Annotated in this window: 12 protein-coding genes and 5 pseudogenes; 7 read left to right on the plus strand and 10 right to left on the minus strand. The window is 48.0% G+C overall.

Annotated elements, in window-relative coordinates:
• Positions 1-29 precede the first annotated feature (29 nt).
• Positions 30-854, minus strand: coding sequence for a GPO family capsid scaffolding protein (locus AFK65_RS16360; protein WP_007701037.1), 825 nt, complete (start codon positions 852-854; stop codon positions 30-32).
• Between the two features lie 163 nt (positions 855-1017).
• Here AFK65_RS16360 and AFK65_RS16365 point away from each other — a divergent pair.
• From AFK65_RS16365 to AFK65_RS16380, 4 genes and pseudogenes are all read left to right on the plus strand, one after another.
• Positions 1018-1332 (plus strand): annotated as a pseudogene (locus AFK65_RS16365) (terminase gpP N-terminus-related DNA-binding protein); the annotation flags it as partial.
• A 165-nt stretch (positions 1333-1497) separates the two neighbouring features.
• Positions 1498-2538 carry a phage portal protein gene (locus tag AFK65_RS16370; RefSeq protein WP_007701044.1) on the plus strand — a complete coding sequence of 347 codons (1041 nt, stop codon included), beginning with the start codon at positions 1498-1500 and terminating at the stop codon, positions 2536-2538.
• 50 nt (positions 2539-2588) lie between these two features.
• Positions 2589-2858: an ogr/Delta-like zinc finger family protein gene (locus AFK65_RS16375; RefSeq protein ID WP_172461556.1), complete on the plus strand. Its 270-nt coding sequence runs from the start codon at positions 2589-2591 to the stop codon at positions 2856-2858.
• 148 nt (positions 2859-3006) lie between these two features.
• Positions 3007-4044, plus strand: coding sequence for a DUF2806 domain-containing protein (locus AFK65_RS16380; RefSeq protein ID WP_007701049.1), 1038 nt, complete (start codon positions 3007-3009; stop codon positions 4042-4044).
• 54 nt (positions 4045-4098) lie between these two features.
• Here the strand turns inward: AFK65_RS16380 and AFK65_RS16385 are convergent, their stop codons facing one another.
• From AFK65_RS16385 to AFK65_RS22155, 3 genes and pseudogenes are all read right to left on the minus strand, one after another.
• On the minus strand, positions 4099-4329 hold the full coding sequence (locus AFK65_RS16385) for a hypothetical protein (RefSeq protein WP_032804861.1): 231 nt from the start codon (positions 4327-4329) through the stop codon (positions 4099-4101).
• A gap of 118 nt (positions 4330-4447) precedes the next feature.
• Positions 4448-5005 (minus strand): annotated as a pseudogene (locus tag AFK65_RS22460) (replication endonuclease); the annotation flags it as partial.
• A pseudogene (locus AFK65_RS22155) lies at positions 5000-5548 on the minus strand (GPO family capsid scaffolding protein); the annotation flags it as partial. The pseudogenes AFK65_RS22155 and AFK65_RS22460, both read right to left, overlap by 6 nt.
• A 166-nt stretch (positions 5549-5714) precedes the next feature.
• Between AFK65_RS22155 and AFK65_RS16395 the strand changes: the two are divergent.
• Both AFK65_RS16395 and AFK65_RS16400 read left to right on the plus strand, forming a co-directional pair.
• Complete coding sequence (locus AFK65_RS16395; RefSeq protein WP_007701053.1) at positions 5715-7484, plus strand: terminase ATPase subunit family protein; 1770 nt, start codon at positions 5715-5717, stop codon at positions 7482-7484.
• Positions 7484-8506: a phage portal protein gene (locus AFK65_RS16400; RefSeq protein ID WP_007701055.1), complete on the plus strand. Its 1023-nt coding sequence runs from the start codon at positions 7484-7486 to the stop codon at positions 8504-8506. The genes AFK65_RS16395 and AFK65_RS16400 overlap by 1 nt, the downstream gene beginning before the upstream one ends.
• On the opposite strand, the gene AFK65_RS16405 is transcribed toward AFK65_RS16400, so the two are convergent.
• Together AFK65_RS16405 and AFK65_RS22050 are read right to left on the minus strand one after the other, a co-directional pair.
• On the minus strand, positions 8491-10092 hold the full coding sequence (locus AFK65_RS16405; RefSeq protein WP_007701057.1) for a hypothetical protein: 1602 nt from the start codon (positions 10090-10092) through the stop codon (positions 8491-8493). The genes AFK65_RS16400 and AFK65_RS16405 overlap by 16 nt on opposite strands.
• Positions 10093-10506: 414 nt before the next feature.
• The gene (locus tag AFK65_RS22050) at positions 10507-10770 is read right to left on the minus strand and encodes a hypothetical protein (protein WP_162139045.1); all 264 of its coding nucleotides are present in this window, start codon (positions 10768-10770) and stop codon (positions 10507-10509) included.
• 64 nt (positions 10771-10834) lie between these two features.
• Between AFK65_RS22050 and AFK65_RS16410 the strand changes: the two genes are divergently transcribed.
• Positions 10835-11545 (plus strand): hypothetical protein, encoded by a 711-nt coding sequence (locus tag AFK65_RS16410; RefSeq protein ID WP_032804865.1) that lies wholly within the window; start codon positions 10835-10837, stop codon positions 11543-11545.
• 321 nt (positions 11546-11866) lie between these two features.
• Here the strand turns inward: AFK65_RS16410 and AFK65_RS16415 are convergent, their stop codons facing one another.
• The 4 genes and pseudogenes from AFK65_RS16415 to AFK65_RS16425 form a co-directional block, all read right to left on the minus strand.
• A complete protein-coding gene (locus tag AFK65_RS16415) occupies positions 11867-12586 on the minus strand; it encodes an HNH endonuclease (protein WP_032804864.1) in 720 nt (239 codons plus the stop codon).
• A gap of 584 nt (positions 12587-13170) precedes the next feature.
• Positions 13171-14175: pseudogene (locus AFK65_RS16420) on the minus strand (replication endonuclease); the annotation flags it as partial.
• Between the two features lie 11 nt (positions 14176-14186).
• Positions 14187-14399: pseudogene (locus tag AFK65_RS21310) on the minus strand (phage regulatory CII family protein); the annotation flags it as partial.
• Positions 14400-14434: 35 nt separating this feature from the next.
• Positions 14435-14671, minus strand: coding sequence for a hypothetical protein (locus AFK65_RS16425; RefSeq protein WP_032804867.1), 237 nt, complete (start codon positions 14669-14671; stop codon positions 14435-14437).
• Positions 14672-14756: the final 85 nt, after the last annotated feature.

Genomic DNA, 14756 nt, shown 5'->3' on the forward strand with positions numbered 1-14756 from the left:
AATTCCCGGTTACAGGAACGAAGAAGAAATTAAAGGACGTTAAAACGTGGCTTCTTATCCTGCTGGCCAAAATTACGCTTCGGCAGCTTCGTGACTTTTTCATCCAGCTTGCCAAAATTCGCCAGAATGGTGCCAAGGCTATCGCGAAGGCGCGCGAAATCTTCGGTATCCATGACTTCGGCAACCTTATCCATATCACCGGACAATTCGCGCAACTGGTTTTCGACCGCACTCACACGGCCTTCCAGTTCATTGACTGCATTAGCCAGCACATTAAGCTGATCGTCGCCTGAAGGCGTTTCCGTTTCGTCGCCCTCAGCAAAGTTTTTCGTTTTCGGTTTAAGACCAAAATAAGACTGCCAGTTATTTTTCATTTCTTTTTCCTGAATAAATTTACCGTCGCAGGTAATTACACATCCGTAATAACCCGCTTTATTGGCCTTGCGCCTGTTAAAGCGCAGCCGGGTTGTTCCCACGCTGGCCGGTCTGTCAGTCACCGCCAGCCCTTCCAGATAGGTACGGCCTGTATTGCGAAAATTGCCGTCTGGCGTCAGTTCCACAGAGAAATAGATAAGCTGGTCATAGCGGTTCGCTTCGAGCAGGTAAGCATTGGGGCGTATCTGGGCATAAAGGCGGTATAATCCGTCCTCCCCTTCCTCCCCCATGACATCCAGCACCTCACCAAAGTTTCCGCAATTCTTTTCGTGCTCGGGCCAGATTAATGCCCCGTACCACTGCCGGTTATAAGTTTCAGCAGCATCAACCAGCCACTGTCTTTTTAATTCCCGGCCATCAACCGTATCTCCTTCCGTTGCGATGCAAAGCCAGTCAGTGCGTAAATGCGATTGCGACATATCCCCCCTGATTGCTGCCATCATGTTGCGGAATGAATTATTACGAAATAAACCCGACGTCGCACGCCGCTTTATTCTTATCAGTTCGGATATAACGCCTTTCCCGAATAAGTACGAACTGACACCACCGTCTTATAAAAAAGTCGCAGGCATAATAAAGGCTATGGCTAAATACTCAGACGAATTAAAAGGCGTTGTACGCTCGCTTTATCTGCGCCGTTATACGCCGAAAGAAATTGCATCAGAATTAAATCTGCCGAATGCGCGGATCGTTTACTACTGGGCGGAAAAATACAGCTGGGCGGATTTACTCAGTTTTGAAAGTACAGAGGAGGCGATAGAGCGCCGCTATCAGCTGCTTGCCGGGCGGGATAACAAAACCGACCTGGATTTAAAAGAGATGGACATGCTGATCGCGCACGCCACAAAACTGCGGGCGCAAAGCAACAAGCATAAAGAGAAGCTGGCAACCGGCCATCCGCCGCACCACCACGCAGGCCGGTGGCGCAATGACCTTTGTCGCAGACCGTACCACGGACACCGGACACGCCGAGGCGTTCTGGGCCATCGCGCACGCCCTGCATAACGAACCCCTTAACTATGAAAACCGACCCAAATCGCGTTGGAGGCTCAGACAATCCGCATGAGTAAGAAGAAATTCCGCGCCGCAAAGCGCCAGGACAGCAGCAAACCGGCGCGCAGCATGAGCATTCTGCGCTTCGGCAAACCCGAACCGGTACTGACCACCGGCACCGATTACCGCGATGTGTGGTATGACAACGACGCCGAACACTACACGCTGCCGATTGACCGGCTGGCGCTGGCGCAGCTTATTAACCTGAACGGCCAGCACGGCGGCATCATTCATGCCCGTAAAAACATGGTTCTGGCGGATTATCAGGGCGGCGGTCTGTCACGTGACGAAATGGAGGCAGGTGCCTTTGATTTTCTGACGTTCGGCGACGTGGCCATTCTGAAGGTACGCAACGGCTGGGGCGACGTGATCGGCCTGGTACCGCTGCCGGGGCTCTACACCCGCCGCCGCAAAACGGGTGAATTTGTCGTTCTGCAGGATGGCGAGCCGATTGTTTACCCGCAGGACGACATCATTTTCATCAAGATGTATGACCCGCAGCAGCACATCTATGGCCTGCCGGATTACATCGGCGGTATTCACTCCGCCCTGCTGAACAGTGAGGCGGTAATTTTTCGCCGCCGCTATTACCACAACGGCGCGCACACCGGCGGCATTCTCTACACGCGCGATCCCAGCCTGACCGATGAGATGGAAGAAGAAATCGAACGCCAGTTGCGTGACAGCAAAGGCATCGGCAACTTTTCCACCATTCTGGTGAACATTCCGGGCGGCGATAAAGAAGGCGTGCAGTTTATTCAGATGGGGGATATTTCCGCAAAGGACGAGTTTGCCAGCGTGAAAAACATCAGTGCGCAGGACGTGCTGAACGCCCACCGGTTCCCGGCAGGGCTCGCCGGTATCATCCCGGAAAATGCGGCCGGGCTGGGTGACGTTGAGAAAGCAGAGAGGACGTATAAAAAGAACGAGGTGGCCCCTATTCAGCGCCGCTTTATGCAGGCGGTAAACGCCGATCCGGAGGTGCCCGAACGCCTTCACCTTAATTTCGATTTAAGCTACCTGGAAGCGGGCCGGGAAGGTGCATCCTGATGCGAAAAAGGTTAAAATCCAGGCATGTTTTGGCAGCTGGAGCATGGAATATGCGCGTTTTAAAAATCGAATGTCCGGAGTGCGGCTCTAAGGCTGTTATTCGTAAAACCAACCGGAAGCACCGGCAGATATCAGATATTTACTGCGCCTGTGCTGATGTGGAGTGTGGCCATACTTTCGTAATGAATCTGACATTCTCACACACCCTCAGCCCAAGCGCGAAAACCGGCGACGTGATGGTGCAAAAAATCTTAAGCGCCCTGTCGCCGGATCAAAAACAAATGGCGCTGGATTTACTGAAAGCCACATCAACCGCGTAAAACGCCCCATCATGGGGCAATTCTTTTCACATCTAATGATATTCCTGTTTGCAAAACCGTGATCTCAAAAGTGTTTTGGATATAAAATCGGTGCGATATACTTTTCTCATTTTATAATACTTCAAGATCTTTTAGGAGGCTTCTAAAGATGTCCGTTTCAAAATTAGTAGAGAAATTATGGGAAACAGTAGGTGCAAAAAGCATAAGCGCTTTATGTAAGCCCGGGCAAATCCGCCGAGAAGGCCTAGCCAATATTGAAATCGAAAGAAAAAAAATGCTCATTTTGGCTCAAACAGAAAAAGAAATAGAAGATATTAAAAGTGGTAAGGCCATAGTTTCCCTAAATGATTTCAATAACCCCAAGATTATTTCATTGGAAGGAGAACAACAATATGACAAATCCGGTTCAATGGAGCCTTATATTAACATGGATAGTTTAACTAAAACAATTAGAGCTAATTTTCTTGCCAACGAACTTCAGAAAGAAATGAACATTGCAAACTCATTAATCATCGCTGAAGAAATACTTTCCACAGACCAAACCGAACCGACAACAGAACAAATAGAAGATGATTGGTTATATCGATGGAGAGATAGTGCAAGCACTAGTAGTTCAGAAAAACTGCAAGAACTTTGGGGCCGAATACTTGCTGGAGAAATGAAAAGCCCGGGTTCTTATTCACTAAGAACTATAGATTTCATAAAAAACCTCACTCAAAAAGAAGCAACTCAGATTCAAAAGCTTTTTTCCTTTGTTTTCTTTGGAAATATCATAAAAAACAAAGAGATAGGAGAGGATTTTAATAATGAATATTTAAAAGAGCAGTTAAGATTTGGTTTCTTATCTGAAATGCAAGCGCTGGGAGTCATTTCTGGTGTAGAATCATTTGGTTTGACTTCAACTTTCAAATCCCTTAAGGAAGAGGAATTCTACCACTTTTATATTTACAATGATAAAGTGATGCAAATTACGCATAATGACCCCAAAAAAGAGTTAATACTTGGAGTAATAATTCTTACGCCTTTAGGTCATGAGTTAAGAAGTTTGTGCCCCGTAACTATTGACAGTACATATCTTAATTATGTGATAGAACTTATTAAGTCCTTAGGGTTTAAAATCACCATTGGCGATTATATAGAGGATACAGATGGACGATGTTATTCTAGGAACAATGTAGAAGTTTAATTATAAAAAATTAGCGTTGTCAATATAATATCTAATGCTTTTGGGTTGAGGGGATTATGATCCCCTCCGATGTACATTTGAAGAAAAACCAGTTCTTTCTTTTAAAATCCTCGCATCTTGGATATCCTGCGCATTTTTTCTGACCTCCTCCATTAATTCCTCGGTAAGCTCGCCAATCCACGTCAAAGCTACCGTTTTCTCTTTCGACGTCACATCATCAAAATGGGAAAATTTTGTCAGCAACTCAATACGTTCCAGCTTGGCTGATGCCTCCAACAAATCCATGTAACCCCCATAAAAACACCAAAATACTGTATATATAAACAGTATAGATTAAAACACAAATAGCGAAATGAAAACAAGCGTTTAAGATGTTGCCTAAGCTATTTTCAATCCTTACAGGTTACGCCCACCCTGGCCATAGCTCTTGTATTGGCTCGCTTCGTTGTTCGTACAACCTGCCATTTTTGAAGAACAACGCCGACTGACCATACATCAGTCCACCGCCGCGCATTAAGATAGCGATTTCATTAACGCTTCCATCAAAACCTCGTTGGTTAAGTAAAAATTTCAATTGCCTCTGTATTCCCCTCTTCGTACAGTTATTGACAGAACTCCAAGGGGCGGCTGCGCCGCCAGAAAAACCAGCCTCCGCTGACGCTTCGGCCAACTTCGGCACAATCGCCCACTTCACCAGGCGCGTGGCGACTTCCGACCCCTGAACATGCGGGGAATAGATACCCTGAACGCGCTGCACATCCTCGCCGTATTCGTTGCCCTGTTCGGTGATTTCATATGCGAGACGCACAATAAGATCGCGGCGCGCCACCAGTGGCCCGCCCTGTAATTCCGTATACGATGCCCAGTCGCTGGCGATATCCGCCGCAGCTAAAACAGCATCCATACGCGGATCGGCCAGCTGCTGACCACGCAAACGACGCAGCTCCCGCCAGACCGTCAGCGCCGTGAAAACCGTTTCGGGCTGGTCTTCAAATTCCAGCTCCGCCAGGGTGGCGGCAGAAATCAGGTTTTCCGGGCTTGCTTTAAAGCGGTTAAGGGGATTGGATTTGGCGGTGCGGCAGAATTCGAGGTATTCGGTGCCGAGGCTTGCCGGATCGTCAGTCACGGCCAGGCCAACCAGATAGCATTTGCCGCTGTTGGCAAAGTTCGGCTGGATTTCCATCGAGGTGTAAACCTTCTGGCCCTTTCCGACCATGTCGACCAGGTTGTCGAGCGGGGCGATTTTCGCAAACAGTGCCCATTTGCCGTTAAGCGCGGAGTCGTCATCAATCTTTTCGGCTTTCAGCTCGACCACATCGCCATAGCGGTTAAAGACGCCTTCGGGCAGGATGCCGCGCAGGTGCTCCAGGTTGATGCGACAGCCATAAACGCGTGGGTCAAAGCTCGCGGCCATTTCCTGAATATCGCCGGCGCTGATAACGCGACCGTCACAGGTGTCGCCCTCGACGCCGATACGAAAGAATTTTGAGACTTTTTTTGCCATTGTCAGGAGTCCTGATAGTGGGGTTACGGGTTCGGGGTTAGTTTCCCGGCGCCGCGTTTCCTTCGCTATCAATCCCGGATGGATAAGCCGCCACACAACAGCACCTTAGCGAATCGCCGGGCGCGCTTAAGTAGCCTTGCCGTGTACCACTTACGGCGAGGCTTTCATGACCATCACCACCGACACCACGCTTTTAAACGACCCACGACGACAGGCAGCGCTGCTGTACTGGCAGGGCTTTTCCGTGCCGCAAATCGCGGAGATGCTGAAAATCAAACGCCCCACCGTGCAGAGCTGGAAGCAGCGCGACGGATGGGATGAGACGGCGCCCATTCAGCGCGTCGAAAACACGCTTGAGGCGCGGCTGATTCAGCTTTATGCAAAGCCCGAGCTGACCTCGCACGACTTTAAGGTCGCGGATTTTCTCTCGCGTCAGATGGAGCGCCTCGCCAGGGTGAACCGCTACGGCCAGACCGGCAACGAGGCGGATTTAAATCCCAACGTGGCGAACCGCAACAAGGGCGACCGCCGCAAACCGAAAAAAAATTTCTTCAGCGAGGAGGCCATCGACAAACTCAGGGAGATTTTTTTTGAGGAGTCTTTCGACTATCAGCTGCGCTGGCACAAGGCCGGGTTAGAGCACCGCATTCGTGACATTCTTAAATCGCGCCAGATTGGCGCCACGTTCTACTTTTCCCGCGAGGCGCTGCTGCGCGCGCTGGAAACCGGCCATAACCAGATTTTTTTATCGGCCTCTAAAACGCAGGCGTATGTGTTCCGCGAATACATCATCCAGTTTGCGCGCCGGGTGGATGTGGAGCTGTCAGGCGATCCGATTGCCATCGGCAACAACGGCGCGAAGCTGATTTTTCTCGGCACCAACTCCAACACCGCGCAGAGCCATAACGGCGACCTGTATGTCGATGAGATTTTCTGGATACCCAATTTCCAGCGGCTGCGTAAGGTCGCCTCAGGCATGGCGTCACAGAAGCACCTGCGCTCGACCTATTTCTCGACGCCCTCCACCCTTGGGCATGGCGCGTTTCCTTTCTGGTCCGGCGAGCTGTTCAACAAGGGCCGCACCTCAGCAGCCGAGCGCGTGGATATCGATATCAGCCACGCGGCGCTCGCCGGCGGCATGCTGTGCGGGGATGGTCAGTGGCGCCAGATTGTCACCATCGAGGACGCGCTCGCCGGCGGCTGCGACCTGTTCGACCTGGACGCGCTGAAGCGGGAAAACAGCGCCGAGGATTTCCGCAATCTCTTCATGTGCGAGTTCGTCGACGACAAAGCCTCAGTGTTTCCGTTCGAGGAGCTGCAACGCTGCATGGTCGACAGCCTGGAGGAGTGGGAAGACTTCTCGCCCTACGCGGCGCGTCCGTTCGGCTCGCGTCCAGTGTGGATTGGCTACGACCCGTCGCATACCGGCGACTCCGCCGGCTGCGTGGTGCTGGCGCCGCCGGTTGTCTCGGGCGGCAAGTTCCGCATTCTGGAGCGCCACCAGTGGAAAGGTATGGACTTCGCCACCCAGGCGCAGGCCATCCGCGAGCTCACTGAAAAATATCAGGTCGAGTACATCGGTATCGATGCAACCGGCATCGGCCAGGGCGTGTTTCAGCTTGTGCGCGCCTTCTGGCCTGCCGCACGCGAAATCCGCTACAGCCCGGAAGTCAAAACCGCGATGGTGCTGAAGGCAAAAGACACCATCAGCCGCGGCTGTCTGGAGTACGACGCCGGCGCCACGGATATCACGCAGTCCTTTATGGCTATCCGCAAGACCATGACCAGCAGCGGGCGCAGCGCCACCTACGAGGCGAGCCGCAGCGAGGAAGCGAGTCATGCGGATGTTGCGTGGGCCACCATGCACGCCCTGTTAAACGAGCCGCTGACCGCCGGGAGCGGCCAGGCATCATCCTCAATTCTGGAGTTTTACTGATGAGTAAACGTAAAAACCGCAAGCACGATAACCGCGCGGCCACGACCACCGCCGGCGCGCAAAAGATGGAGGCCTTCACGTTTGGCGAGCCGACGCCGGTACTCGACCGCCGCGATATTCTCGATTATGTCGAGTGCATCAGTAACGGCAAATGGTACGAGCCGCCGGTCAGCTTCGCGGGCCTGGCAAAAAGCCTGCGCGCCGCCGTGCATCACAGCTCGCCGATTTACGTGAAGCGGAATATTCTGGCAAGCACGTTTATTCCGCACCCGCTGTTGTCACAGCAGGATTTCAGCCGCTTCGTGCTGGATTTTCTGGTGTTCGGAAACGCCTTTCTGGAAGCACGTAAAAGCGTGACCGGCAAAGTTATCAGGCTGGATGCCTCACCGGCCAAATATACCCGGCGCGGCGTGGAGGAGGATGTTTACTGGTGGGTGCCGGGCTTTTCGCAGCCGCAGCAGTTTGAACCGGGCTCGGTGTTTCACCTACTGGAGCCGGATATCAACCAGGAGCTTTACGGGATGCCGGAATATCTCAGCGCGCTTAACTCGGCCTGGCTGAATGAATCCGCGACGCTGTTTCGCCGCAAGTATTACCAGAACGGCGCGCACGCGGGGTACATCATGTACGTGACCGACGCGGCGCAGAGCAGCACCGACGTTGAGGCGATGCGCGATGCGATGCGCAGCTCGAAGGGGATCGGCAATTTTAAGAACCTGTTTTTCTATGCACCGAACGGCAAACCTGACGGGATTAAAATCGTGCCGTTAAGCGAGGTCGCCACTAAAGACGACTTTTTTAATATTAAAAAGGTGAGCGCGTCCGACATGCTCGATGCGCATCGTATCCCGTTTCAGCTCATGGGCGGCAAGCCGGAAAACGTCGGCAGCCTGGGCGATATCGAGAAGGTGGCAAAGGTCTTTGTGCGCAACGAGCTTATTCCGTTGCAGGACCGGATCAGGGAAGTCAACCTTTGGATAGGGAAGGAAATTATTTCTTTCAAAAACTATTCTTTGGAATAGCTAATAAATTGTTTTGAGAATGAGTTAAAAAGGTAACAATCGCTATGCTCATTCTCAAACTTTTCCATGATATGTTCCGAGATTGCCTTACACTGTTCCTCAAGAGAAACCATCTCACTTGCACGTATTAATTTTTCAATTTTGATTTCGTAATTTAACAACGCTAGCCAATTATCATGGTGTGTAAATTTGCCTGTAGCCGTAAAGGCAAGACAAACACTAAATGATGAGAAAATCAAAGGTAGCACTACAAATACATTTAGTTTTTTATCAAAATCAAGTTCCCCAATAAAATCAGGCGCAGTTAGATGCAAAAATCTATCATCTGCTGGAGCATGATTAATTAAAGAATACATTCTTTCTATCTGCTCACCTTTGTCAAGAAGCTCGTTTATACTTATCTTGCAAATTTTGTTTGCTCTGAAATAGGACGCAATTTGCATCATCCGCGAGGCCGACAGCTCTGTTTTAACCATTTCATTAATTAGCTCATGATTTGTAATGGAGTTGCTATTAACGTCAAATACTTGTTTCTTGCCCTCGCTTGTTTTAAGTGTGACTTTTACTTTATTAAAAGGAGAGTGAAACATTCTCATCAATAAAAGGACGTCTCTTAAATCAGCTATATCAATAGGTTTATCATAAGAGATAAAATCCATGTTTAATGTTGGCTTTCTTATATAAACCTTTGCGTCAAAAAAATCAGTATTGACTCTAAAAAAAGCTAGTTCGTCTGCCGCATTTAGTACGATAGGCGAGAAATAAAATTTACAGTCAAAACAAACCTCATCTATCTCACTTTCAAAATTAATAGTTCCAGAAAATAATTCTTTAACTTCATCAAACTCTATTATAGCCTCATTGCTTGTGAGCTCATCATTTTTCATTGCCAGGCTAAATCGTTGCTCCCAAGCTTCAATATCTTTTATCTTAACTTTAGTAGGGTAACCTAATGACGCTTGCATTAAATTGTTATAGTCTTCCTTTGTGGCAATTTTAAAGTTTATCTTATAACGCTCTGCTTCATATCCCAGTGAGCTTAATAGCTCTAGTTTATTTTTACAATAGCTGGCGATTCCGGAGGGGATATATTTTTCAATGGCACTTCTTATTGCATATTTATCCGCCAGAAGAATCTCATCTTCTTCACTATAACTTACTCTATAGCTAATTTTGTGCAGCGACTTTCTAGCGCCAACGTCATTTTCACGTATTTTTTTTAATACGTCGTACATCATCTTATCATCGACATGAACAAGAAAAGCTGACACCAAATTTATTCCGCCACTGTATTTGGCAAAAAAGAAAAAACAAGGCAAGGATGAATCACAAAACCTTTTCATATTGGAGAGTTTGACTTGGACACTATTGCTCTCACCATCCGTCGCTTTTACTTGTATAAAGCACTGTATAGGTTGCGTATCTAACGTGTTTAATTGAGTGATATTATTTTCTAACGGAAATTCAACAATGGCGTCCCATCCAGCAGCATCTTCCTGCAAAGAACTATTAACAATCAATTCAGCCAAATTGCATAACTTGTCAAAGTCGGCCTTGCCTATATTACCTACTTTTCTGGCGCTCATAAGAATCCCCATTCATTTACACGAATAGAAATCATATCTTAATCTATTTTGAAGATGAAGGTGGAAGAGGGTAAGTGATCCAATTCATAGTCTAATGATTGAGTAGTTTTTTGCGTTCCATCACATACTCCCAAGAACCACCGTACACTCCTTCACGACCCGCCTCCTTGACTGCTCCGCCACAACGAGGCACTGATGTTAGTTATCTCAAATCATGCACACCTGCCGCGCGCAATGCTATCCCCGCCTCGCCTGCCCGCTTCATGGGTCGGTTTTAATGCAGGTGCATCAGCAGCCACGAGCCGCGCCAGCACTGGCGCGGCGGCACATAAGAGTTTTACAGCGACGCATGCAAACAAATGCATCTGATGTATGCATCTATCTAATTAGTGCTCACGCCCATTAAATGTGAGTTTACTTATCCTTAATGCGTACTAAAAAGCGGTAAAATTTACTCACTGCATACACGCTGAGAACCCCGATAAGTATTGACAACACACCAATGAAAATTATCGCCGTCAGGAAAGGGCTTAATAATCCCCCCAAACTTGTAAGGTCTCCAAGACTTGCAAGCGTATCATTTGGAACCTTCCTTAAGATAATCTCCGGAATTATTAGAAGCGCAATAATCGCAGCTATAACGTAAATGAGTATTTTACGACTTTTTTTCATCTTCATCCTTGCTCCTGCGAGCGACCATGATCAATCATTAACCATAAATGTTACAACAAGGCACATGGAAATGGCAGAAAACTATCTCAAATTGAAAGCGCAGTCAGATCAAAGACTGGCAATTGCTCTAACCAAAGCTGTGAAGGAGGTGTATGCCACCCACATGCAAACCGTCGAAGACGTTAAGCTTGGCAGCCAGCGTATTATTAACTATGGCTCATGTGTGATGCCTGACAAATACTACAGGAGCACATGCCATGAGCAATGGGGTGAAGATAAACGTTTGTATTTGTCTGTGCTGGAAATTTATAAAAGAAACGACGTTGTTTTAGACATGGTCCAACTTTATTTCCAGAAAGCCTTTAAGCGTCTCGGAGACGAAAAAAGTAACACCCTTGTATCTTACATAAAGCAAAAAATCGGTGAGAAAGCATATGAATCAGCTGAACGTTCGAGCAAAATGGCTCTTTCATTGACAATTGCCAAATTAATTGTAAGCAGTGGCAAGTTTCAGGAGTCATACATTCAAAAAGTTAATGAAATGTCCAGCTGGCTTATTAAAGTAGTGACCATTTATTCTAAGGCTGAGGTGGCAGCACTGGCTGCGAACAAACTTAAATTTCAGGATGCAGCATATTACCAGATACTCTTTCGTGAAAAGATAGAAATGCTATATTTCCTTATCGAACCACAAATGTCAAAGATAATATATCAAGTTGAATCGGGAGGGAATAACGAAGAAGTTATTGGTGATGCTTTATATGAAATGCTAAAAAGATGAAGAAATTATTAACCTTTTTGTGGGCGGCGCATTCTCACTTGGTCCCAATTGCAATTATACTTGCAGGGGCCTTTTTGTTTATTTATTTCATTGAGGAGTATTCAGGAGTACTTACTTTCTTATGGTTCATTATCGTTACATTTATCTACATCAAATACAACCGCTGGTATTGATGGTGAACTGATTCGCGCCTCGCCTGACCGCTTCATGGGTCGGTTTTAATGCAGGTGCATTACCCCGAAGATTCACCCCAGGGCTGGGGTGATAGAATTATCAGAACATATGAAGATAAATGCAAATTCATGTACTAAGGAGATGCAACTAGTTAATATTAAATCCAATTCTACCATTGACTATGACGCTATTGCTAAAAACTAAATTGCCAACCCTTAACCGATCAGCGTTACCAAACAATCGAACGCCCCGAATTAGCATGTCGAACCGTTTGATTATCAATTTCTTAGGTGGTTCCACTAACAGCACTAAACGCGGCCCTCGGTTTTTTTCAATAACACTTATCTCAGGGCCAATAACAGTGATATCCCAACTTCCAGTACCGCATACCCATTCATTCCTAATTATTTCTAATGAAAGTTTCCCTTTGCTATCATAAAATCTCCCAGAAATAAGTATCGCATCGTCTTCTTTTTCTACTTGCAATAACGGCTCACCTTCGAACATAACTGGTATTTGACAGTTGATAAAAGTCTGCCCTGCAAATTGGATCAAGGGCTCATCATCAGAAAAGTCTAGCTTATCAGTGATTTTTCCAATTTTCAGTGCCGCAGGCTCAAGCATGGCCTTCTTAATCTTCTCTTTCGAATAGATGCGCCGGGTAACTTTTGCGTGACACGTTGGGCAAAGGAGAGTAATCGCATCTGGCGAGTGCTCTTTCGCTAGTGCAAAAGTGGGCTCTACATGTTCATACTCAACGATTGGAGATGCACAAACAACACAGCCAAAACCACATTTTTGCCTAACTTGCCTTTTTACCTCCGCGGGGATGGTTCTCGACAAACCATATTTATTGAACTCTCCCATACTGCAACCTCCAGTTTTATTATGTTTATATATCATCCCGTTAAAATCATTCTACTCAAAGGAAGTACAGGCAGAATGTGACGAATATCATTTTAGGAGGTTAAAAATTTTTTAATAAAACAACTTTAAAAGTGAGGGAAGTACATATCCCTAGCTTTATTGCCTAATTTTTATTGCACTTTGAACTGAAACCTTCATTAAAGTGCCCGAATTGTGGTCCTTTTCAAGTCTGGTCATTTAACCTTCCCTAGTTAGGTGTTACCGGTCTGGGTATTTCAAACATAAACACACCGTCAGAAGTTCGCCCCAGCCAGTACCCACCGCCGCACTCTTTGGGGCGCTGGAAAAAGGCCTGACCGCCGGGAACATAGCGCGGGAGGGCTTCGCCCCGGTAAACGACCTGATAGTCATTATCTTTTTTACCCATTGCCTAACGCCTCGCTTTGCTCGTTGTTCAACGCCGAAGCCGGCAGGAAATTTCCTTGCCGGCTTCGGCGCTCACTCAGTGCATCCAGCTGTCGTATGACCAAACTATGCCAGAATGCCCATCACGCGCTTTTATCTTTGACCGGACTAAACTCGCTTATGCGAATATCGTCGCGGTGCAGCTTCGCGCGAATGCGCGCCCACAGCCCGGTTAAATAGCGCTGTGTATCCGCCGGGCTTGCGCCGTTCCATCTGCTGTTACGGTAACCGGCCTTTGTGGTGGCGTGGAATTTAGACGGGGCGGTCAACGTGTAAAACTCGCCAACATAGCCGAGCTCGTTACAGATATTTTCGAAGCCGCGGATGCGGGTCATTAACTCGCAACGGCGGATCGCCGGGTTGGCGACGCTACCGTCGTATTTATCGAGCAGGCTGATACGCTCACCCGTTACTTCATCTTCCAGCTCCATTCCCTTGAGAAATTCGCGGGTGCGGCGTTTCTGTTCGCGCCAGTCACTCACACAGCTTTTGCTGGCATACGCGCTGTGCTTTTTGCTGACGTTCCCGAGCGCGATGTGCAGATGCTCGCGCCATTCAGCGGCGACTCGGCGCAGGCGGCCTTTCCACCATTTTTCTTCCGTCATGCGCAACACCGCCGGGCCGACATCTTTAGCAGTTACGTATTTGGTAGTAATCCTTTCCCACCGAGGCGGTTCGCTTCTGAAATGGCGGGTAATACGGGCGGCGCACATGTAAGAAGCGTGCAACGCTTTTAACTCGCTGCCGTCCTGCACTTCAACCGTTCCCAGCTCGGCGATGATGAAGTTAGCGATATCACCGGCAAGCAGTTCAATGTCTGCTTTCGACATATCCGGCAGACGGTTATAGCGGGCGGTCATGTTCACAAGCCGGGTTGTCAGGTAACGGGCTGACACATCATCATCCCGGCCATCAAAAACAGGCAGGGCCACATCTGGCGAAATGGCCTCGATACGATATTTCGCTGCAACCACTTCAAGGCGCGGTAATGCCCTCCGGGTGAAATTCACCAGAAAGGCATTAGCTCGCTGAACATCGTGCTCGCGCTCCAGCTCGTCGGCGCGCCGGCGCACGCCGTAACGCACCAGGTCAGGCTGTTTTTCCAGCTCGTTACGCGCATGCAGCAGCGCCGCAACCCATCCACGAGAGTCGAGTCTTCAGTGAGATCAGTTAGTACCCAAATTTCCCGAGGTGTTAACTGATGAGGTTGCTCGGGATTGAGTTTGTTATAGAGCGTGTGCGGCTTAATTCCGGCCTTAACCGCTAATTCCCGGACATTATGGGATGCTGCAAATTTGCTACATGCATCATCAAAATGTGTATGTGAGGAAACGCGAAAATCTAACATGCTGAAAATCCTTTTTTATCCCAGAATGGATAACGTTACGCTTGAATTGAGATTTCCGTCCCTTCAGCCGCTTCAGCAGTAAGGGCAAGCATGTTGATTTCAATAAGGCTAGAGACTCCCGCTTTCTTTCTGATTTTAAGACGATTTTCTCGAATCATTTGGCGGACGTAGCTGGGCTTATAACCAGTCAAACTGCAAAACTTCTCTAGCGTAACAAAAGGGGCAGCCACTACGAGGTTGATACTTGGGCGCATTGAAACTTGTCGGCTCATGATGCACTATCTCTCGATTTAGGTTCCGTATATTCACTATTTGACACCATCAAATAGCATTCAACATCCAACACAACGAGATACT

The organism is Cronobacter universalis NCTC 9529 (assembly GCF_001277175.1).
Taxonomy (GTDB): Bacteria; Pseudomonadota; Gammaproteobacteria; order Enterobacterales; family Enterobacteriaceae; genus Cronobacter; species Cronobacter universalis.